General features: G+C 63.8%; 16 protein-coding genes. 7 read left to right on the top strand and 9 right to left on the bottom strand.

From position 1 onward, the window contains the following. The first annotated feature begins 65 nt into the window (after positions 1-65). Positions 66-407 carry a tryptophan synthase subunit beta gene (locus tag P3C50_RS11720; RefSeq protein WP_197856619.1) on the top strand — a complete coding sequence of 114 codons (342 nt, stop codon included), beginning with the start codon at positions 66-68 and terminating at the stop codon, positions 405-407. A gap of 49 nt (positions 408-456) precedes the next feature. Here P3C50_RS11720 and lapD read toward each other — a convergent pair whose 3' ends face one another. The 4 genes from lapD to P3C50_RS11700 all read right to left on the bottom strand — a co-directional run bounded on the left by lapD (position 457) and on the right by P3C50_RS11700 (position 4283). After that, positions 457-2397: a cyclic di-GMP receptor LapD gene (gene lapD, locus P3C50_RS11715; RefSeq protein WP_275546137.1), complete on the bottom strand. Its 1941-nt coding sequence runs from the start codon at positions 2395-2397 to the stop codon at positions 457-459. Between the two features lie 9 nt (positions 2398-2406). Next, entirely contained in the window at positions 2407-3087 is a 681-nt protein-coding gene (lapG, locus tag P3C50_RS11710; RefSeq protein WP_275546136.1) for a cysteine protease LapG, read from the bottom strand. 167 nt (positions 3088-3254) lie between these two features. Continuing rightward, positions 3255-3653 carry a YbaN family protein gene (locus tag P3C50_RS11705; protein WP_275546135.1) on the bottom strand — a complete coding sequence of 133 codons (399 nt, stop codon included), beginning with the start codon at positions 3651-3653 and terminating at the stop codon, positions 3255-3257. Positions 3654-3698: 45 nt separating this feature from the next. Continuing rightward, positions 3699-4283 (bottom strand): YecA family protein, encoded by a 585-nt coding sequence (locus P3C50_RS11700; protein WP_197856615.1) that lies wholly within the window; start codon positions 4281-4283, stop codon positions 3699-3701. A 172-nt stretch (positions 4284-4455) separates the two neighbouring features. Between P3C50_RS11700 and recQ the strand changes: the two genes are divergently transcribed. The 3 genes from recQ to P3C50_RS11685 all read left to right on the top strand — a co-directional run bounded on the left by recQ (position 4456) and on the right by P3C50_RS11685 (position 9642). Then, positions 4456-6588, top strand: coding sequence for a DNA helicase RecQ (recQ, locus tag P3C50_RS11695; RefSeq protein ID WP_275546134.1), 2133 nt, complete (start codon positions 4456-4458; stop codon positions 6586-6588). A 243-nt stretch (positions 6589-6831) separates the two neighbouring features. Beyond that, positions 6832-7263, top strand: coding sequence for a MarR family transcriptional regulator (locus P3C50_RS11690; RefSeq protein WP_275546133.1), 432 nt, complete (start codon positions 6832-6834; stop codon positions 7261-7263). Positions 7264-7599: 336 nt separating this feature from the next. Next, positions 7600-9642 carry a FimV/HubP family polar landmark protein gene (locus P3C50_RS11685; protein ID WP_275546132.1) on the top strand — a complete coding sequence of 681 codons (2043 nt, stop codon included), beginning with the start codon at positions 7600-7602 and terminating at the stop codon, positions 9640-9642. A 50-nt stretch (positions 9643-9692) separates the two neighbouring features. On the opposite strand, the gene P3C50_RS11680 is transcribed toward P3C50_RS11685, so the two are convergent. Further along, entirely contained in the window at positions 9693-11879 is a 2187-nt protein-coding gene (locus P3C50_RS11680; protein WP_275546131.1) for a patatin-like phospholipase family protein, read from the bottom strand. Positions 11880-11951: 72 nt separating this feature from the next. On the opposite strand from P3C50_RS11680, the gene P3C50_RS11675 reads away from it, so the two are divergent. Next, complete coding sequence (locus P3C50_RS11675) at positions 11952-12233, top strand: SelT/SelW/SelH family protein (protein ID WP_197856610.1); 282 nt, start codon at positions 11952-11954, stop codon at positions 12231-12233. A gap of 8 nt (positions 12234-12241) precedes the next feature. On the opposite strand, the gene P3C50_RS11670 is transcribed toward P3C50_RS11675, so the two are convergent. The 3 genes from P3C50_RS11670 to P3C50_RS11660 all read right to left on the bottom strand — a co-directional run bounded on the left by P3C50_RS11670 (position 12242) and on the right by P3C50_RS11660 (position 14322). Further along, positions 12242-13093 carry a DMT family transporter gene (locus P3C50_RS11670; RefSeq protein WP_275546130.1) on the bottom strand — a complete coding sequence of 284 codons (852 nt, stop codon included), beginning with the start codon at positions 13091-13093 and terminating at the stop codon, positions 12242-12244. After that, positions 13090-13425 carry a tRNA-binding protein gene (locus P3C50_RS11665; protein WP_275546129.1) on the bottom strand — a complete coding sequence of 112 codons (336 nt, stop codon included), beginning with the start codon at positions 13423-13425 and terminating at the stop codon, positions 13090-13092. The genes P3C50_RS11670 and P3C50_RS11665 overlap by 4 nt, the downstream gene beginning before the upstream one ends. A gap of 150 nt (positions 13426-13575) precedes the next feature. Further along, positions 13576-14322 (bottom strand): AraC family transcriptional regulator, encoded by a 747-nt coding sequence (locus P3C50_RS11660; RefSeq protein ID WP_275546128.1) that lies wholly within the window; start codon positions 14320-14322, stop codon positions 13576-13578. A 134-nt stretch (positions 14323-14456) separates the two neighbouring features. Between P3C50_RS11660 and P3C50_RS11655 the strand changes: the two genes are divergently transcribed. Both P3C50_RS11655 and P3C50_RS11650 read left to right on the top strand, forming a co-directional pair. Next, a complete protein-coding gene (locus P3C50_RS11655; protein ID WP_197856606.1) occupies positions 14457-15275 on the top strand; it encodes a UDP-2,3-diacylglucosamine diphosphatase in 819 nt (272 codons plus the stop codon). Further along, a complete protein-coding gene (locus P3C50_RS11650) occupies positions 15272-16312 on the top strand; it encodes a glycosyltransferase family 4 protein (protein WP_275546127.1) in 1041 nt (346 codons plus the stop codon). The genes P3C50_RS11655 and P3C50_RS11650 overlap by 4 nt, the downstream gene beginning before the upstream one ends. 227 nt (positions 16313-16539) lie before the next feature. Here P3C50_RS11650 and P3C50_RS11645 read toward each other — a convergent pair whose 3' ends face one another. Beyond that, on the bottom strand, positions 16540-17928 hold the full coding sequence (locus P3C50_RS11645) for an adenylate/guanylate cyclase domain-containing protein (protein ID WP_197856604.1): 1389 nt from the start codon (positions 17926-17928) through the stop codon (positions 16540-16542). Between the last annotated feature and the right edge of the window lie 27 nt (positions 17929-17955).

The raw sequence follows: 17955 nt of genomic DNA, 5'->3' as shown, positions 1-17955 counted from the left end.
CAACTAGAGTAAGCCCGCTGCCGCGAGGTGGCGGGCTTTCTTATGGGTGTTTGTTGGAGGCACCGATGGTTTACGTACAGCGCGACGCAGCCGGGCGTTTGTTGCGGGTTGAGCATGAACCCTTCGAGGGGATGACGGAGAACCTGGCGGTCGAGAGCGAGGAGTTGCATAACTGGCTGGCTGCCAAGGAAGAGGTCAAGGCTCGCCTCGATAGCCTGAAACAGTCCGATCTGGAACTGGTGCGCGTACTCGAGGACGTCGTAAGCGTGCTGGTTGAACGAGGCGTGATCCGTTACACCGATCTGCCCGAGGCTGCGCGGCAGAAGCTCGATCAACGCGCCATTGCTCGGGCCGAGATCGAAGGCTTGAGCGGTCTGCTCGGTGACGACGAACATAACCTCGTGTAACCGCTGCGAGGTAGCGCCCGACAGGCTTTTGAACAGGCGATAAACCCCTTCACAGCCAGGGCGTCGGTGCGCCGATCAAGCGACCCATGGCGCCGTGTATGCCCTGTTCGGTGAGCACCTCGAGCTCGCCCTGGGTTTCCACCATCTCGGCAATCAACGGTAGGTCGATGCTGTTGGTGGCACGGAATACCGCTTCGATGAACATGCGTTTGTCGCTCTCCTGATCAATGGCGCGGATATAGGTGCCGTCGATCTTCAGATAGGCCAGGCCCAGGTGGGTCAGGTTGCCGATCAGGCTGAAGCGCCCGCCGAAATGTTGCAAACCCAGCCCGTAACCGATTTCACGCAGGTTCTGACTCAAGCTCTCCAGTTCTGCTGGGGGTGGCAGATGACGCTCGTCCACTTCCAGGGTCAGCAGGCTCGCCTGCTCAGGGTGGCTTTTAAGCAGGGCGAGCAGTCTTTCCCGCTGCGCAGGTTCGCGCAGGGTCGCGGCGGACAGGCTCAGCGCCAGAGGCTCGGCGTGTTGAGCCAGGTGGGTGAGGGCGTGCTTGAGCATCGCCAGGTCGAATCGGGCGCTCCAGCCGAGGCGCTCGATCCATGGCAGGAAGCGCCCGGCGGCGATGGCTTCGCCCTGCGGGTCAAGCAGCCGCGCCAGCACCTTGCGTTGCAACAGCCGGCCGGAAACGCATTCCACCACCGGCTGGAAATACAGCTGCAGCTTGCCCTGGTTGAGCGCATCGTTGATCCAGCCGCGCCAGTCGTGCAGGCCCTGACCACTCTGCGCGGTGAAGTCGTCGAGGCGCTCCCAGCTGCGCGTTGCATTGCTCTGGGCCTGGGCCAGCGCCTGGTCGGCGCGGCCGATTACGCTGGCCGGGGCCTCGCCCGGACGAAATGCCGCGATACCCAGGTGGGCCACGGGGCTGCAGTCACTGGCGCCGGTCTGGCGCAGGTTGTTCAGGTGTTCGCTGATCTCTTCAGCGAGACGATCGGCGTCATCGCTGTTCAAACCCGGAGCAAGAAGGGCGAATTCGCCACCGCGGCTGCGCGAGGCCAGCCATTCGCTGCGGCCCGGCGCCTGCAACAGGCGCTTGAGCAGCTCGCCGAGGGCGCTGATCAGCGCATCGGTACGTTGCCCGCCCAGGCGCTGATTCAGCCCCCCGAGATCGTTGACACGTAACAGCAGCAGATAGCCCTCGGCATTCTGCTCGTTGACTACCAGTTGATTGCCCAGGCGAATATCGAACTGGCGGCGGTTGGCCAGGCCGGTCAGGCTGTCCTGATAAGCCTCCTCGCGCAGTTTTTCGCTGCGCGCGGCCTCTTCGGCGAACAGCGTCTTGAGCTTGTCGACCATCTGGTTCATGGCCAGGACCACGCGTTTCAGCTCCGGGGTACGTGGTACGCGGGGCAGGGTGAGGAACTCGCGGCGGGTAATGGCTTGCGCCTGTTGCACCATGTTGTCCAGCGGGCGCAGTTGGGTGCGCAGCAGCCAGCCGCCGAGCACGGCGCTGACCAGGCCGCACAGCAACAGCCAGAGCAGGCTGCCTATGGCGCCGTCCCACAACTTGGCCAGGGCGAATTGCGGATGACTGAGCACTTCGACCCGCGCGGCCTGTTCCCAGCCGCGCATGATCAGGGCGTCGCCACCTTCGGGCTCCAGGTCCACCAGATCGACGAACCACTGCGGGACACTTTCCGCGCGTACCTCGGTGCTGCGCTCGACCAGCACCTTGTCGTCAGGAATGCTCACCACGCGGATGCTGGCGAAGTAGCCGCTGTCGAAGATCGAGCTGACCATCAGCTCGAGCATGGCCGGGTCGTCCACATGGGGCGTCATCGACAGGCCCAGCGCCGTGGCTGCGTCCTGCGCGTGAGAGCGCAACTGACTGAGCAGTTGCTCGCGCGAGGTCTCGACGCTGGCGATGAAGCTGCCGGTAAAGGCCACGACCAGAAACAGGCAGATGGCGAGGAACAGTTGTTTGAGTAGGGACATGTCTTCCTCCTAGCCTTCGCCCACGGCGAAACCTTCGGCATGCATTTTTTTCAGGATGTCCTGCCAGCGCGAAAGCTTCTTCGAGTCGCTCTTGCGTGTGTTGGAGCCGGGCAGGTAGAGGCCTTCGGCATTGAAGGCGTAGACCGGGAGCAGGTCCTTGCGCTGCGACGCAGGACGGATGTCGTTGATAAGGTTGTCCAGCACCAGCGGCTCTGCGCCTGGGCTGGCGTAGTAGGTCAGCACCATGTGCGCCTGGTTGTAGTTCAGCGCCTTGACGTAGGTGATGCGCAGCTTCTCGCTGGGAATACCGAGGCGGCGCAGGGTGAAGTACTTGGCGATGGAGTAGTCCTCGCAGTCGCCGGCGCCCTTGACCAGCATTTCCACGGGAGTGGCCCAGTAGTCGTTTTCCCGCCAGAGTTGCATGTCGTCGACGAAGCGCACCTTGCGGTTGAAGAAGCGATTGACCTCGTTGAGCTTGTCAGGCTCCGGCAGCGCCGCGCTGGTCTTGATCAGTTCTTCCCAGTCGAGCAGGCGTGCTCGCGCTGGGCCGAGGTTGCCGTAGCGGTTCTCGGCATTCTTGATGATCAGGGCGAAGTCCCAATTCGCCTGGGACAGAGCGGCCAGCAACCCGCCGCCAATCCAGAGGATCAGCAGCCGCCACCGCCATCGCTGAATGCGCAGCCGTCGCATGGGTCTAGTCTCAGTGCCTGATCGTCGGAGTCTAGGCGAGGCGTCGACTTTTTGCCGGCCGCTTCGCTGGGAAAAGAAGGCGGAGTCAAAAGGCTGGCGACAGCGTGCCGTAGTCCGAAAGGCAGCGTTAGCTCACCCGCGGATTGCATCCGTGCTACGTACAGCACTCAGGGGCTGGGCAGGGTCTTCTGGCGCAGGATGTAGATGCTGACCAGCACCGCGCTGGTCAGCATGAAGGCGCGGGCCCAGGGCAGGGGCACCAGATAGCAGGAGAAGGCGATGCTCACCCACATCAGCGTCAGCGCGTAAACCTTGGCCTTGAGCGGGAGTCCCTCACCATCCAGATAAGGCAGTATCCATGGCCCCAGGCGCGGGTGCTCGACCAGCCACAGATAGAAGCGCTGTGAGCTGCGCATGAAGCAGGCGGCGGCCAGCAGCAGAAAAGGTGTGGTCGGCAGCACCGGCAGGAAGATGCCGATCACCCCGAGCGCCACGCTCAGCCAGCCGATGCCCAGCAGCAGATAGCGGACACTGCGATGGCGGCTTGGCTGGAAGTCACGCGGCATGGGCTGATCTTGGCGACAGCCGGGGCAGCGCCCCGGCCTGAGTGGTCAGTGACGGGGTTTGAGCAGCGCGGGCTTTTCTTCCGGCGCCTGGCACAGGAGGAATAGGGCGGTGAGCAGTTCGGGGATCTGGTCGATCATGCTGTCCACCAAGTCGCGGTCACGGGCGATCTCGGCGAATTCCTGCTGCTCGTCGAACAGGCCGGAGCCGACCATGATCGGCAGCAGCAGTTCGCTGACTTCGTCCTCGGCATCCTCGAACCACACGGCTTCGCGCAGAAATACGCCTTCCATGAAGCCGATGCACCAGCCGCGCAGGTCGGAGTCGTCCGGCTCGTCGCCAAGGTCCAGGTCGCAAGGCAGTTCGGGCTCTTCTTCGCCAGCCAACTGACGCGCGATATGCGCCTTCAGGTGCATAAGGGTGTTTTCGATCTCTTCGCGTTCGGCGTCGCTGCGGTAGTGCGGCGGCTCGGCGAACAGTGCATCGATCCACTCGCGCTCCGGCACCTGGTCCGGGCAGATCGCCAGGGCGGTGAGATAGCCGTGGGCGGCCACGTAGTCCAACGCCTCTTCGTGCAACTCATCGGCATCGAGAAAGGCTTGCAGGCGGGACAATTGCTCAGCGAAGGACATCGTGGGGTTACCTTGAGGCTTGGGAAGATAAACGAGGTTGGATTCTAGTTCACCGCCGCCTCTGCGACCAGCATAGGCGCTCTGCAAGAGGCGATTCAGCGGCTTCGGACGGGTAGGCGCCCTGTTCGGGGCGTTCCTGCGGCATAATGCGCGGCTCGATTTGGAGGCCTTCATGCTTGACCACGCCCTGCGCATTCTCAAAGACGTTTTCGGCTACGACGCCTTTCGCGGCAACCAGGCCGCGATCATCGAGCGTGTGGCGGCGGGCGGTGATGCGCTGGTACTGATGCCCACCGGCGGCGGCAAGTCGCTGTGCTATCAGGTGCCGGCCTTGATGCGCGACGGCCTGGCGGTGGTGGTTTCCCCGCTGATCGCGCTGATGGACGATCAGGTGGCGACACTCGACGAACTGGGCGTGGCAGCGGTGGCGCTGAACTCCACGCAGAGCGTCGACGAGCAGCGCGAGATCGCCGAACGTATTCGCCGCGGGCAGATCAAGATGCTCTACCTGGCGCCCGAGCGCCTGGTGCAGCCACGCATGCTGAGCTTTCTGCAAGGCCTGGACATTGCGTTGTTCGCCATCGACGAGGCGCACTGCGTGTCGCAGTGGGGCCATGACTTCCGCCCGGAATACCTGCAGCTCGGTCAGCTTGCCGAGCTGTTCCCGCAGGTGCCGCGCCTTGCCCTGACTGCCACGGCCGACAAGCGCACTCGCGAGGAGATCGTCCAGCGCCTGCATCTGGATAACGCCGAGCGCTTCCTCTCGAGCTTCGACCGGCCGAACATCTTCTACCGCATCCAGCCCAAGGATCAGCCGCGCAAACAACTGCTCGGCTTTCTCGCTGCGCGCAAGGGCGATGCGGGCATCGTCTACTGCCTGTCGCGCAAGAAGGTCGAGGAGGTCGCTGACTTCCTCAGCAGCCAGGGCTTCCCCGCGCTGCCTTATCACGCCGGCCTGCCCAACGAGCTACGTGCCTATCATCAGAAACGCTTTCTCAACGAGGAAGGCCTGATCATGGTGGCGACCATCGCCTTCGGCATGGGCATCGACAAGCCCAACGTACGCTTCGTCTGCCACCTCGATCTGCCCAAGTCATTGGAGGCCTATTATCAGGAAACCGGTCGTGCCGGCCGTGATGGCCTGCCGGCCGATGCCTGGATGGCCTACGGTCTGCAGGACGTGATCTTCCTCAAGCAGATGCTGGCCAATTCCGAAGGTGACGAGCGCCACAAGCGTATCGAACAGCACAAGCTCGATGCCATGCTGGCCCTGTGCGAGGAGACACGCTGCCGTCGTCAGGCGCTGCTGGCCTATTTCGACGAAGATTTACCGCAGCCATGCGGGCACTGCGACAACTGCATCGACGGCGTCGAGACTTGGGATGCTACCGAGCCGGCGCGTCAGGCGCTGTCGGCCATCTACCGTAGTGGCCAGCGCTATGGCGTCGGCCATCTGGTGGACATCCTCCTCGGCCGCGACAACGAGAAAATCCGCGCTGCCGGCCATCAGCACCTGGCGGTGTTCGGCGTGGGCAAGGGCTTTTCCGAGATCGAATGGCGAACCCTGTTCCGCCAGTTGGTCGCCCGAGGCCTGGCCGATGTCGATCTGGAAGGCTTCGGTGGCCTGCGTCTGGACGAGAGCTGCCGGCCGCTGCTGCGTGGTGAGGTCAGCCTGCAGCTGCGCCGCGAACCGAAACCGGCTCAGGCGGCCAAGACCTCCAGCAGCGCCGCCAGCCAACTGGTACGTGGCCACGAGCGGGAGATGTGGGAAGCCCTGCGCAGCTTGCGGCGCAAATTGGCCGAGGAGCACAGCGTACCGCCCTATGTGATCTTCCCTGATGCCACGCTGCTGGAAATGTTGCGCAGCCAGCCCAGCTCGCTGAGCGACATGGCCGAGGTCAGCGGTGTGGGCGCGCGCAAGCTGGAGCGTTACGGTCAGGCGTTTCTGGAGGTGCTCAACGGCGCCGCCGCGGACGATGCGCCGGCTCCGGTGGCCGATCTGCGTCACGAGCTGGTCAGCCTGGCACGTGCCGGCATGACGCCTGCGCAGATCGCCGGGCAGCTCAATTGCAGTGAGAAGAACGTCTACAGCCTGCTGGCCGAGGCCATCGCCGAGCAGCAACTGACCCTGGAGCAGGCGCTGGATCTGCCCGAAGAACTTCTCGGCGAGATTCAGGAAAGCTTCCTCGACGGCGAGGGTGAGCTCCCTACCGTCAGCGAGATCGCACCGCTGTTCGCCGGCCGTGTCGACGAGGCAGTGCTCTACTGCGTACGTGCGGCGCTGCAGGCCGAGTTCGAGCTCTGACGCAAGGGGTATCGCTGTCGCGCCGGGCAGGGCATGGCTTACTTGTGCGCGATAGCTGGCTAGAGCAGAGCCGGCCCCAACCACCCGCCTGGCATGAGCCCAGGTATCGCGCACAACCAGAACCCCAAGGTATTCAGTCGCATTCTGCAACGCTCGTGGCGCAATCTGCGCTTGCCGTGCGCATCGGGTTATGGCTAGCTAGCTAATAATTAGTTTTTGACCTTTGTATGAGCCCGCTAGCCCATGTCTTACCCCGATCAACACCGCTTTGCCATGCAAGTCGCCCAGCTGTCACGTGCCTGGCGTTCCGAACTCGATAGACGCCTGGTTGGCCTGGGCCTGTCCCAGGCACGTTGGCTGGTGCTGCTGCACCTGGCGCGCTTTACCGAAATGCCGACCCAGCGCGAGCTGGCGCAAAGCGTCGGAGTGGAAGGGCCGACCCTGGCGCGTCTGCTCGACAGCCTGGAAGGCCAGGGCCTGGTGACGCGTGTGGCGGTACCCGAAGACCGCCGCGCCAAGAAGATTGCCCTGCAGGCCAAGGCGCAGCCGCTGATCGAGAAGATCGAGGCGATTTCCACCCAGCTGCGCCAGGAAGTCTTCGCCGGTATCGATGAGGATGATCTGCGCCGCTGTCAGCAGGTACATGCTCGCGTGCTTGGCAACCTAATCAAGTGACCCCAGGTGCTGTCAAATTTGCGATCACTTTTTTGCGTGCTGGAATTTTGTGCCTAACTTTTGACAGATTGATCTTGATAGCACCCTGCTTTCGTCGGCAAACTCGCGCCCAAGCCGCTACTTTGTGAATTAGTAGCCATAATGCTATTCGAGACGACCTCGACAAGGACTTTGTCGAACGTTCTCGAAACTTTCAAGGGCGCCAACCTCACGGCCAAGCAAGCTCGACAGCAAGTCGAGGAGGTGGCGTTCGAGCCGGATAACCCTGGAGGTCACATGGCTCGGGTGCGTCAGTTAATGTTGGGTTTGGCGTCGGGGTCCGCCTTGTATTCGGGGATGGCACCGGCGCTCGGTTTGGGTGAGATCACGCTGCACTCGGCGTTGAATCAACCGTTCGAAGCCGAAATAGAATTGCTCGAAGTGGGCGATCTGGGCGCGCAGGATTTGCGCGTCGGTCTGGCACCTGCCGATGTGTTCAACCGCTCGGGTGTCGAACGTTTCTACTTTCTCAATGATCTGCGCTTCACGCCGCTTCTGCGCGGTTCGCGCAGCGTGATCCGCGTGGTCTCGAGCCGTCCGGTGCGCGAGCCGTACCTGAATTTCATCGTCGAAGTGGCGCGTCCCAATGGCCAGCTGCTGCGTGAGTACACGGTACTGCTCGATCCGCCGGGCTCCTCGGCCTATACCTCCGTGGCGGCTGCGTCGAGCGCGGCGCCTGCAGCGCAAGCGTCCAGCCCAGCTGCGACTCCGCCTGCGTCGGTCAGAACCGTCGCGCCACCGAGCGCCGCGGCGGGCCATCGTCATCAGGTCGCGCGCGGCGACAGCCTTTGGCTGATTGCCGCGCGTCTGCGTGAGCAGGGCAGCACGCTGACCCAGCAGGCACTGATGGAAGGCATCGTCGCGCTCAACCCGAACGCCTTCGCTGGCGGTGACCCGAGCCGCTTGCAAGCTGGCGCCGATCTGCTGCTGCCGGATGCCGCTCGCAGCGGCGCCGCGGCGCCGACGGCCGCTCCGGCAGCATCAGGCGCGCCCCCTGTCGTTGCTGCACAGAGCGGTGCCGAAGGCCCGGTCAGCGCACCTGCGACCTCCGTGGAGCCTGCGCCGGAACAAGCCGACAGCCTGCTGCAACTGGAAGAGAAGCAGCGCCAGGTCGAGCTGGAGCTGGCCAATCAGGCTGCGGAAAACCAGCAGCTACAACAAGGATTGGCGCAGTTGCAGTTGCAACTGCAGCAGTTACAGGAGCAACTGGCGCAGAAGGACGCTCAGTTGGCTGAGCTGGCGGCGCGTACGCCGGCCGAGCCGGTCGCCGAGCCCGTTGCCACGGCGCCGGTAGCTGTCGAGGAACCAGTGACAGCGGAGCGCGGCTGGTGGTCGACGCTGCTGGCTGGCGGTATCGGCTTGCTGTTGTTGCTCGGCGCTCTGTTCTGGGCCACTCGGCGGCGTGGCGAAAAAGCCAAGCCGGTGGTGGTGCAGGTTCAGCCCAAAACCGAGGCGCCACAGCCGCAGCCACCTGTCCGCGCTCAAGGTGCTGCGGTCGTCGCTCCGGTAGCCGTTGCGCCGGTGGCCAAGGTGGTGCCTGCCCCGGCTCCCGCACGTGCGCCAGGGCCGGTCGACCCGCTCGAGGCCGCCAATGTCTACATCGCCTATGGACGTATCAGCGAGGCGCGTGGCGAGTTGAGCAAGGCCTTGGCTCAGCAACCGCAACGCAGCGACCTGCGCTTCCGTCTGCTGGAAGTTCTGGCGATGCAGGGTGATGGCGCGGGTTTCGCCCGTGAAGAGGCGGTGCTGCGTGCCGAGGCGTTCGACGCTGCCCGTATCGATGCGCTCAAGGCCCGTCATCCGAGCCTACAGGCCTCGCAGCAGGCGCCGAGCGAGCCTGTCGCTGCACCGCAGCCCATGGCCGAACCCGTGGCAGAAACCGATTTCCAGCTCAACCTCGATGACCTGTCGCTGGACGCCGATTGGGATCTGGTCAGCCCGTTCCCGGCCAAGGCTAAAGCCAAGTCCAAGGCACCTGCCGAGCCGGAGTTCGATTCGTCGTTCGCCAGCAATCTGCAGGAGCTGCCCGAGGTGTTCGAACTGCACCATGAGGACGAGCAGTTGAGCGCCTTCGGCGAGATGGAAATGGTGCTGAGCGACGAAGTGGACGACAACTTCCTCGACACCTTCGCTGGCGACGCCGATGCCACCGCAGCGCTGCAGGGCGATATCGACCAGTTGGCAGGCAACCCCGAGCACATGACCCAGCTCAACCAGGCCCTGGCCTACATCAAACAGGGTGATATCGCTGCCGCCTGCGACATCCTCAATGAGGTGATCGACCATGGTGACGACGAGCAGAAAAAGGCCGCACGCCAGCTGCTGGAAAAAATCGCCTGATCGACCCTGCTGCTCCCGACGAGGCCGCGCATCTGCGCGGCCTCGTCGTTTCAGAAACTCTTGCCCAGGTTCAGATACAGCGCCTTTTCCCGCTCGTCGTTGAAGCCGTAGCTGAAGTTGAGCGGGCCCAGCGGGGTGTCCAGGCCGAGGAAGACGCTGGCCGCATTGATGTAGCCGCTGTCGAAGGCGTTGTCGTTGTTCCAGGCGCGGCCACGCTCCAGCGACATGCCCAGGTACAGCGGGAAGTTCAGCGGCAGCAGCGAGGTTTGCGTCATTCGCCGGTAGTAAACCATCCGCGCCAATGCCATGTTCTGGCCGCTCAGCGAGTCCTGACGAAAACCTGAAAGCTCCTGCGCACCACCGAGGATGAAGCCCGAGGTGACCACCTGCGCTTGATCCAGGGTGCGCCCATAGCGTCCGCCGAACAGCCAGGTGTTGGGCCCGTGGCTGTAGGCCTTGTCCAGCTTCAGCTGCCATTGGCGATAATCGTCGTCCGAGCCTAGGCCGCGGTCATACTTGCGTAGCATCAGTCCGATGTCTTCACCGGTACGTGGGAAGTCGAGGTTGTCCAGCGTATCGAAGGAGTACAGCAGCTCGTAATAACCCTCGCTGAAGCTGAAGCTGGGAAGGTCGCGTTCGCCGACGCGCACGTCCGCCTCGCCCCAGGCCTGGCCGAGGCCGAAGCGGATCTCGCCGTTGTTGGCGATCTGTCGGCCCAGGTTGAGGCCATAGCCATAGCGTTCCAGGCGGTACTCGGCGATGGGGTCGTTGTCCAGGATCGATTCGACGTTCTGCGCCTCGCCGAGCAGGTACGGCGCGATGAAATAGCGTGAGCCGGCGTCCAGTGGCTGGTAGAACTCGCTGTAGAGCTCCTGACGGTCACCCAGTTGCAGGCGCGTCAGCCACTCGGCGCCCAGTTCGTTGATGCCGTTGACGCGGTAACTGGCGCCGATGTTGAAGGCGCTGTCGCCGCGCATGTCGTCGGCCAGGTTCAGCCCCAGGCGCAGGTAGTCGGTGCCGGTGCGTTTGCCCCTGGCATCGATCACCAGGGCACTGCCGCGCATGTCCAGCGGCTCCACGCGGTACTGCACGCGTTCGAAATAGTCCAGGCCGTAGAGCGTGCCCATGTCCTTTTGCAGGCGATCCATGTCCAGCGGCTCGCCCAACGGCTGGCGGATGTGCCGGCGGATCACTGCGTCGCCGACCTTCGAGTCGTTCTCCACGTGGATCTCGCGAATGACCGGATTGCGCTGCTCGCGGGTGCGCGCCATGGCCAGCGCCGGGCTGCCGGCGCCGTTGGTGCGCAGGCGCGCCAGCTGTTCGGCCTTGATCTGCGTGGCGCGGTAACCGGCATCGAGCATCTGCTCGCCACGGTTGAAGTCGGCGACGCCGAAACCGGCCAGCGGTGGCTGGATCAGCACATCGTCGGTGGTCAGCGTGCGTAGCTGTTCCTCGGAGTTCTTGCGCATCATCAGATTGATCGACTGGTTCATCACATCGACCACGGTGAGCAGCTCCTTGGCTGGCTTCAGCGGCATGCCCAGGTCGACGACGATGACGTGATCGACGCCCATCTGCCGCGCGACATCGATCGGCACGTTGTTGACCATGCCGCCGTCGACCAGTAGACGGCCATCCACTTCGACCGGGGCGAATACCGCGGGAATCGACATACTGGCACGCATCACCTGCGGCAGGTGGCCGGTGCCAATGATCACCTGCTCGCCGCTGACCACATCGGTGGCGACGGCGCGATAGGGGATCGGCAACTGATCGAAATCGCGCGTGGCGCTGCGGTGCACCAGCAGGCTCTCCAGCAGCAGCGCCAGGTTCTGGCCCTGGATCACGCCCAGCGGCAGGCCCAGGCTGCCGTCATCGCGGAAGCTGAGCTTCTGCTTGATCAGGAAATCACGGTCGTCCTGCTTGCGGCGAAAGGGTACGTCCTCGCGCGGCGGTGAGTCGGAGAGCGCCTGCTGCCAGTCCAGCTCCAGCGCCAGTCGTTCCAGCTCCGGCACCGAATAGCCGGCGGCGTACAGGCCGCCGACGATGGCGCCCATGCTGGTGCCGGCGATGGCGTCAATACGGATACCTTGCTCCTCCAGCGCCTTGAGCACGCCAATGTGCGCCAGGCCGCGGGCGGCGCCGCCCGACAGCACCAGACCGACGCGTTCGGCTGCGATGGCGGGCAGGCTGGACAGGGCGAACAGGCAGATCAGTGAAACGAGCAGGCGACGCATGGCAGTTTCCGGCAGGGAGCAGGGACAAAGGCCGCTATTATAGGCACCAAGCCCCACTGTAGAGCCGATGCCATGCCTGATCACAAGCCGGAAATCGTCATTACCTATTGCACCCAATGCCAGTGGTTGCTGCGCGCCGCCTGGCTGGCTCAGGAGCTGCTCAGCACCTTTGCCGATGAGTTGGCGCGGGTGGCCCTGGAGCCCGGTACCGGCGGGGTGTTTCGCATTCTCTGCGATGGCCAGCAGATCTGGGAGCGCAAGGCCGATGGCGGCTTCCCCGAGGCCAAGGTGCTCAAGCAGCGGGTGCGCGACCAGATCGATCCCGGTCGCGATCTGGGTCATAACGACCGTTAAACCTCTGTTCAGCGCGCCATCCGTGCCGAAACGAAAATGGCGCTGACGATCAGTACGCCGCCGGCCAGCATGCGCAATGTCGGCTGCTCGCTGAACAGCCACCAGGCGAACAGAATTCCATAGACCGGCTCCAGGGCGAAGATCACCGCTGTGGTACGCGCCTTGAGCACGCGCAGGCTGGCAACGAACAGACTGTGCGCCAGCCCCGTGCAGAAGATGCCGAGCATGGCCAGCCATAGCCAATCCACCGGGCGCACGCTGGGCAGCATTGGCCAGGCCAGCGGCAGGAAGCACAGCAGCACGGTGATGTTCTGGTACAGCGCGGCCTTTACCGGGTCGAGGCCACGTGTGCTGGCCCGATTGAGCAGCGACAGCAGGGCGAACAGAAAACCCGACAATACTGCCCACAGCAGGCCGACGGTGGCACTGCTGTCCAGGCTGAATTCGGGCGTGACCAGTATCAGCCCCACGCATACCACGCCGACCATGGCGAACTCGCCAGGGCGGGTGCGTTCGCGAAACAGCAGGCCTTCGAGCATCACGGTAAAGGCCGGGAAACTGGCGAAACCCAGAGTGGCGATGGCCACGCCGGATACTTTCACCGATTCGAAGAAGGTGACCCAGTGCGTACCCAGCAGCAGGCCGCCGAGTGCCAGCAGGGCGATCTGCCGCAGACTCGGGCGAACCGCGTTGCGGCTGCGCCAGAGCAGCGCGGCCAGGGCCAGGGCAATGACGGCGAAGAAGGCGCGGCCACCTGCGATCATGTTCGGCGTGGTGGCCGCCAGCTTGCCGAAGATGCCGGACAGGCCGAACAGCAGTGCACCCAGGTGAATCGCCAGTAGGGCGTTACGCTCGGTCATACCAGGCGCGCCCCGTTGGCCAGCGGCTTGTCGAAGCCGGCGAGCACCACTCGGTTGTCGCTGTCATACACACCCGTGACCAGCACTTCGGAACGCACGCCGGCGATGCGTTTGGGGGCGAAGTTGCACACGCAAAGCACCTGGCGACCGACCAGCCCTTCGCAGGTGTAATGCGCGGTGATCTGCGCGCTGGAGGTTCTGAGACCCAGTTCGCCGAGATCCACCTCCAGCACATAGGCCGGCTTCAGCGCTTTTTCATTGGGACGGGCGCTGCGAATGGTGCCAACGCGCAGCTGCACTTTTTCGAAATCCTGCCATTCGATGGTTTGCATGGGGTACTCCTCGATGATGCGGCGCAGTCTAGGTGCCGCAGACGCCAGCTGTCTGTCGCAGGAGTAATGAGTTTTGTCGCCAGACTCTCGACACCAGCCGTAGCCCGAATGAAGTCCGGACGCGCTTCATGGGCGACGCCAGGAAGACGGCTAGCGAGTGCGGCGCACCTGCCGCGGCGTCATGCCCAGGTGACGGGAGAGGGCGGCGGTGAAGGCGCTTTGCGAGCTGTAGCCGACACGGCAAGCGATTTCGCCAACGGCCAGGTCGCTGCCACGCAACAGTTGTTCGGCCAGTTGCAGACGTCGCTGGCGAATGTGTTCCATGGGCGTGCGCCCGGTCTCAGCGAGAAAGCGCGCATGGAAGCGCGCCACCGACAGACCGGCCAGGCGCGCCAGGTCCGCCACCTGCAGCGGATGCGCGGCGTGCTGCTCGATATAGCGGTCCAGGGCTGCCATCGGCAAGCCGGTCGCTTCGGCATGCTGGCGGCTGCAGGCCAGGCTGCCGAGCAGCAGGGCCGCGCCCTGGCCGGCGATGACCGGGTCATTGACCGGGCTGCTGGCCAGCCAGTTGAGCAGTTGGCCCTGCGCCGGATCGAGCTGCAGAGCGTTGGGTTTGTCCAGCAAACGCTGGATATCGCTCGCATGGTGGCCGAGCTGACGCTCGAGCCAGTCGTTGGCCGGCAGGTCCAGCACCAGGCATTGACTGCCGCGCGGGCTGCCGCAGGTGTGACGCGATTCAGCCGGCACCACCGCCAGATGATGGCGCAGCACCCGGCTGCCCTGACCGTCCACTTCGAATTGCAGTTCGCCAGCCAGGCCGAACACCAGTTGGGCGTGTTCGTGGCTGTGGCTGAGCACTTCGTGGCTGTAGTGACGCAGGGACAGGATTGGGGACATGACAATTTCCTCGGCAGCGCGCGAAGTTTAACGCCTGGCTGGCGATGATGCTGCGTCATCGAACGGTCTTTTGCCTGTCACAGGTCTTTCACCGCAACGCCTCAAGCTCGTCTAAACCCAGCCGGAGGCCGCCCATGACCAGCGCCCAGCTCGCCAAGCCCAGCCGCAAGCAACGTGTCCGTACCCTGTGGATTTCCGACGTGCACCTCGGCACTCGTGATTGTCAGGCCGAGCATCTGGCGGCCTTCCTCAAGCGTTACCATGCCGATCGCATCTACCTGGTGGGCGACATCATCGACGGCTGGAAGCTGCGCGGCGGCATCTATTGGCCGCAGGCGCACACCAACGTGATCCGCCGTCTGCTGACCATGAGCAAGCGCGGTACCGAGGTGATCTACGTCACCGGCAACCACGACGAATTCCTCCGGCGCTACTCCAGTCTGCTGCTGGGCAATATCCAGTTGGTCGACGAGGCGGTGCACGTCACGGCCGATGGTCGCCAGTTGCTGGTGATCCATGGCGACCAGTTCGACGTGATCACCCGTTACCACCGCTGGCTGGCCTTCCTCGGCGACTCGGCCTACGAATTCACCCTGACCCTCAACCGCTGGCTCAACCACTGGCGCAGCCGCTGGGGCTATGGCTACTGGTCGCTGTCGGCCTACCTCAAGCACAAGGTCAAGACCGCGGTGAACTTCATCAGCGACTTCGAGGAAGCCATCGCCCACGAATGCGTCAAGCGTGGCCTGCAGGGTGTGGTCTGCGGCCACATCCACCATGCCGAGATTCGTCAGGTGAGCGGTGTGGAATACATGAACTGCGGCGATTGGGTGGAGTCCTGTACGGCGTTGATCGAGCACTGGGACGGGCAGATCGAACTCTATCGCCTGGCCGAAGCGCAGGTGCGACAGGCCGGCGAGGAGCAGGGCGTCGTGCTCGAGACCGGCGCATGAGGATACTGATCGTCTCCGACGCTTGGTCGCCACAGGTCAATGGCGTGGTCACCAGCCTGGCAGCCCTGGTCGCCGAGCTGAGCGCTCTGGGGCATCAGGTCAAGCTCTTGTCGCCGGCGGATTTTCGCGCCGTGCCTTGTCCGACCTACCCGGAGATTCCGCTGGTATGGAACCTCTGGCGAGTGGGCGCAGCAATTCGCGACTTTCGCCCCGACTGCGTTCACCTCGCCACGGAAGGGCCTCTGGGCTGGGCGGCGCGGCGCTGGTTGGTCAAGCGCGGACTGGCCTTTTCTACAGCCATTCACACGCGTTTTCCCGAATACGTCAGTACCCGCTGGCCGTGGATTGCGCCACGCTGGGGTTACGCCCGGCTGCGCGCTTTCCACCGTCGCAGCCAGGCGGTACTGGTGACCACCGAGCGCCTGCGCGAGGAGTTCGCCGGCTGGGATCTGCAAAGGTTGCAACTGTGGCGCAAGGGCGTGGATACACGCCTGTTTCGCCCGGACGAGACGCGCCCACGGCCAGTGCGACCGGTGTTCCTCTATGTCGGGCGCATCGCCGCGGAAAAGAACCTGCAAGCCTTTCTCGACCTGGGTCTGCCCGGCGAGAAGCGCGTGGTCGGCGATGGCCCGCAGCGCGAGGCGCTGCAACAGCAGTATCCGCAGGTGCGCTTTCTCGGTTATCGCCACGGCCAGGCATTGGCCGAAAGCTATCAGGATGCCTCGGTGCTGGTCTTTCCCTCGCGTACCGATACTTACGGCCTGGTCATGCTGGAGGCGCTGGCCTGCGGTACGCCGGTAGCGGCCTTCCCGGTGGCAGGGCCGCTGGATGTGCTGCTGCAAGGGCAGAGCGGGGTGATGGACGAGGATCTGCGCAGCGCCTGCCTGGCGGCGCTGGAGCTGGATCGAGGGCGTTGCGCGGAACTGGCTGCGGCTCAGTCCTGGCGGGCTTCGGCGTTGGAGTTTCTGGCGTTGCAGCCACTGATCGATGGCGAGCCGGTGAGGTTGGTTGAGGCGTTACCGGATACCGCATTGTAAGTGGCTTTTATCGCGGCTGAAGCTGCTCCTACGCGCCCTGTGCCGCGAAGCTGCCAGCATGTAGCTCGGATGCATTGCGCGCGCGCCGCTCAATCACCGCCGGATCGAGTTCTGCTTACTGTAGGAGCGAATTTATTCGCGATTCTGGATTGATCCATCGCGAATAAATTCGCTCCTACAGAGAACGGTGAAGACGCACCGTTCATGTAAGCGGCCTCAGCCGCGAATCAGAGAATGACCTTGTCGCGCAGCTTCTCGGCAGCCTGGTTGAGCGCCTGGATCACCCGCTCCTTGTCGAAGTTCTGGATGCCGTTGGTGTCCAGATACATGGAGAAGCCCGGCAGCTCGTGCTCGACGTAGCTGGAGGTGGCACCCAGATCGCGACGGAAATCCACCACCTGATAGATCTGCACCGGGCGGGTGAAGCCCTTGACGGTGATCTGGCCCTTGTCACGGCACATGATCACGTCCTTGACCAGCGAGTAGGTCTCGTGGGAGATCAGGATCTCGCCGGACTCGGCGGCGCTCTCCAGGCGGCTGGCGAGGTTAACGTCGCGGCCGATGATGGTGTAGTCCATGCGCGTGTCAGCGCCGAAGTTGCCCACGGTGCAATAGCCGGTGTTGAGGCCCATGCGGATTTCCAGCGGCTTGGTGATGCCCTGGGCGCGCCACTGCTGGCGCAGCACCTTCATGTGCTTGCGCATGGCGATGGCCATGGAAACCGCCGCGACCGCATCCTTTCTGGCGCCGTTGCTGCTGGGGTCGCCGAAGAACACCATCACCGAGTCGCCGATGAACTTGTCGATGGTGCCGCCGTATTTCAGGCAGATCTTCGACATTTCGTTGAGGTAGGTGTTGAGCAGGTCGGTCAGCGCTTCGGCTTCGAGTTCTTCCGACAGTTCGGTGAAACCCTTGATATCGGAGAAAAACACCGTGAGCTTCTTGCGCTGGGTCTCCAGGCGCACGCTTTTCTTGCCGGTGAAGATCGACTCCCATACCTGCGGCGACAGGTACTTGGCCAGGTTGCGCGCCAGGCGTGCGGCCTTTTCCTGCTCGCGTTTGATTTCGCTGCGCACCTGCGCCAGACGCAGGCCCTGCTGGTTGACGAAGTACGCGGTGATGCAGATGTACAGGGTGGCGAAGAGGATGCTGACCAGTGCCACCAGCGTCGGTGTGTCCGGATTGGGCTGTACATTCACCAGCGCAGCGCACAGCGCCGTGCCACTGGCGGCTACCAGCAGCGCCAGGCCCAGATAGCGCAGGCCGCCGACTACCAGCGCGCTGAAGCAGAGGATCAGCAGGAACATCAGGCTGGGCACGACGGCGAAACCCAGCAGTACGCAGTACGCGCCAGCATGCAGGGCATCGAAGAACAGCAGGGTCACCTCGGTCTGTCTGGCATGGTCGCGCTTGAAGCGGCGGCTGAGATTGTGCGCCAGATGGGGGTAGAGCAGGGCGTAGGGCACCATCCACAGAATGTCGTAGGCGAAGTGGCCCACGTAGGTACCCGCCGCGATGCTGGCAGCGGCGGCTATATAGGCCAGCACGCGCGAATAGTATTCGCGCAAAGGCGGAGTGGGCAGCCCGCTGGCGCGGCTGATGGTTGCTGGCTTCATCGGTTGGAACTGTCCCTGCTGGATTTC

The sequence above is a fragment of the Pseudomonas sp. Marseille-Q0931 genome, from assembly GCF_940789645.1.
In the GTDB taxonomy this organism is placed as follows: domain Bacteria; phylum Pseudomonadota; class Gammaproteobacteria; order Pseudomonadales; family Pseudomonadaceae; genus Aquipseudomonas.
Note: the sequence above shows the minus strand (reverse complement) of the source record. Positions and strands in the feature narration are given on the sequence as shown.

Coding starts and splice junctions, on each gene's coding strand:
- P3C50_RS11720 (WP_197856619.1), top strand. CDS start 66: ATGGTTTACGTACAGCGCGACGCAGCCGGGCGTTTGTTGCGGGTTGAG.
- lapD (WP_275546137.1), bottom strand. CDS start 2,397: ATGTCCCTACTCAAACAACTGTTCCTCGCCATCTGCCTGTTTCTGGTC.
- lapG (WP_275546136.1), bottom strand. CDS start 3,087: ATGCGACGGCTGCGCATTCAGCGATGGCGGTGGCGGCTGCTGATCCTC.
- P3C50_RS11705 (WP_275546135.1), bottom strand. CDS start 3,653: ATGCCGCGTGACTTCCAGCCAAGCCGCCATCGCAGTGTCCGCTATCTG.
- P3C50_RS11700 (WP_197856615.1), bottom strand. CDS start 4,283: ATGTCCTTCGCTGAGCAATTGTCCCGCCTGCAAGCCTTTCTCGATGCC.
- recQ (WP_275546134.1), top strand. CDS start 4,456: ATGCTTGACCACGCCCTGCGCATTCTCAAAGACGTTTTCGGCTACGAC.
- P3C50_RS11690 (WP_275546133.1), top strand. CDS start 6,832: ATGTCTTACCCCGATCAACACCGCTTTGCCATGCAAGTCGCCCAGCTG.
- P3C50_RS11685 (WP_275546132.1), top strand. CDS start 7,600: ATGGCACCGGCGCTCGGTTTGGGTGAGATCACGCTGCACTCGGCGTTG.
- P3C50_RS11680 (WP_275546131.1), bottom strand. CDS start 11,879: ATGCGTCGCCTGCTCGTTTCACTGATCTGCCTGTTCGCCCTGTCCAGC.
- P3C50_RS11675 (WP_197856610.1), top strand. CDS start 11,952: ATGCCTGATCACAAGCCGGAAATCGTCATTACCTATTGCACCCAATGC.
- P3C50_RS11670 (WP_275546130.1), bottom strand. CDS start 13,093: ATGACCGAGCGTAACGCCCTACTGGCGATTCACCTGGGTGCACTGCTG.
- P3C50_RS11665 (WP_275546129.1), bottom strand. CDS start 13,425: ATGCAAACCATCGAATGGCAGGATTTCGAAAAAGTGCAGCTGCGCGTT.
- P3C50_RS11660 (WP_275546128.1), bottom strand. CDS start 14,322: ATGTCCCCAATCCTGTCCCTGCGTCACTACAGCCACGAAGTGCTCAGC.
- P3C50_RS11655 (WP_197856606.1), top strand. CDS start 14,457: ATGACCAGCGCCCAGCTCGCCAAGCCCAGCCGCAAGCAACGTGTCCGT.
- P3C50_RS11650 (WP_275546127.1), top strand. CDS start 15,272: ATGAGGATACTGATCGTCTCCGACGCTTGGTCGCCACAGGTCAATGGC.
- P3C50_RS11645 (WP_197856604.1), bottom strand. CDS start 17,928: ATGAAGCCAGCAACCATCAGCCGCGCCAGCGGGCTGCCCACTCCGCCT.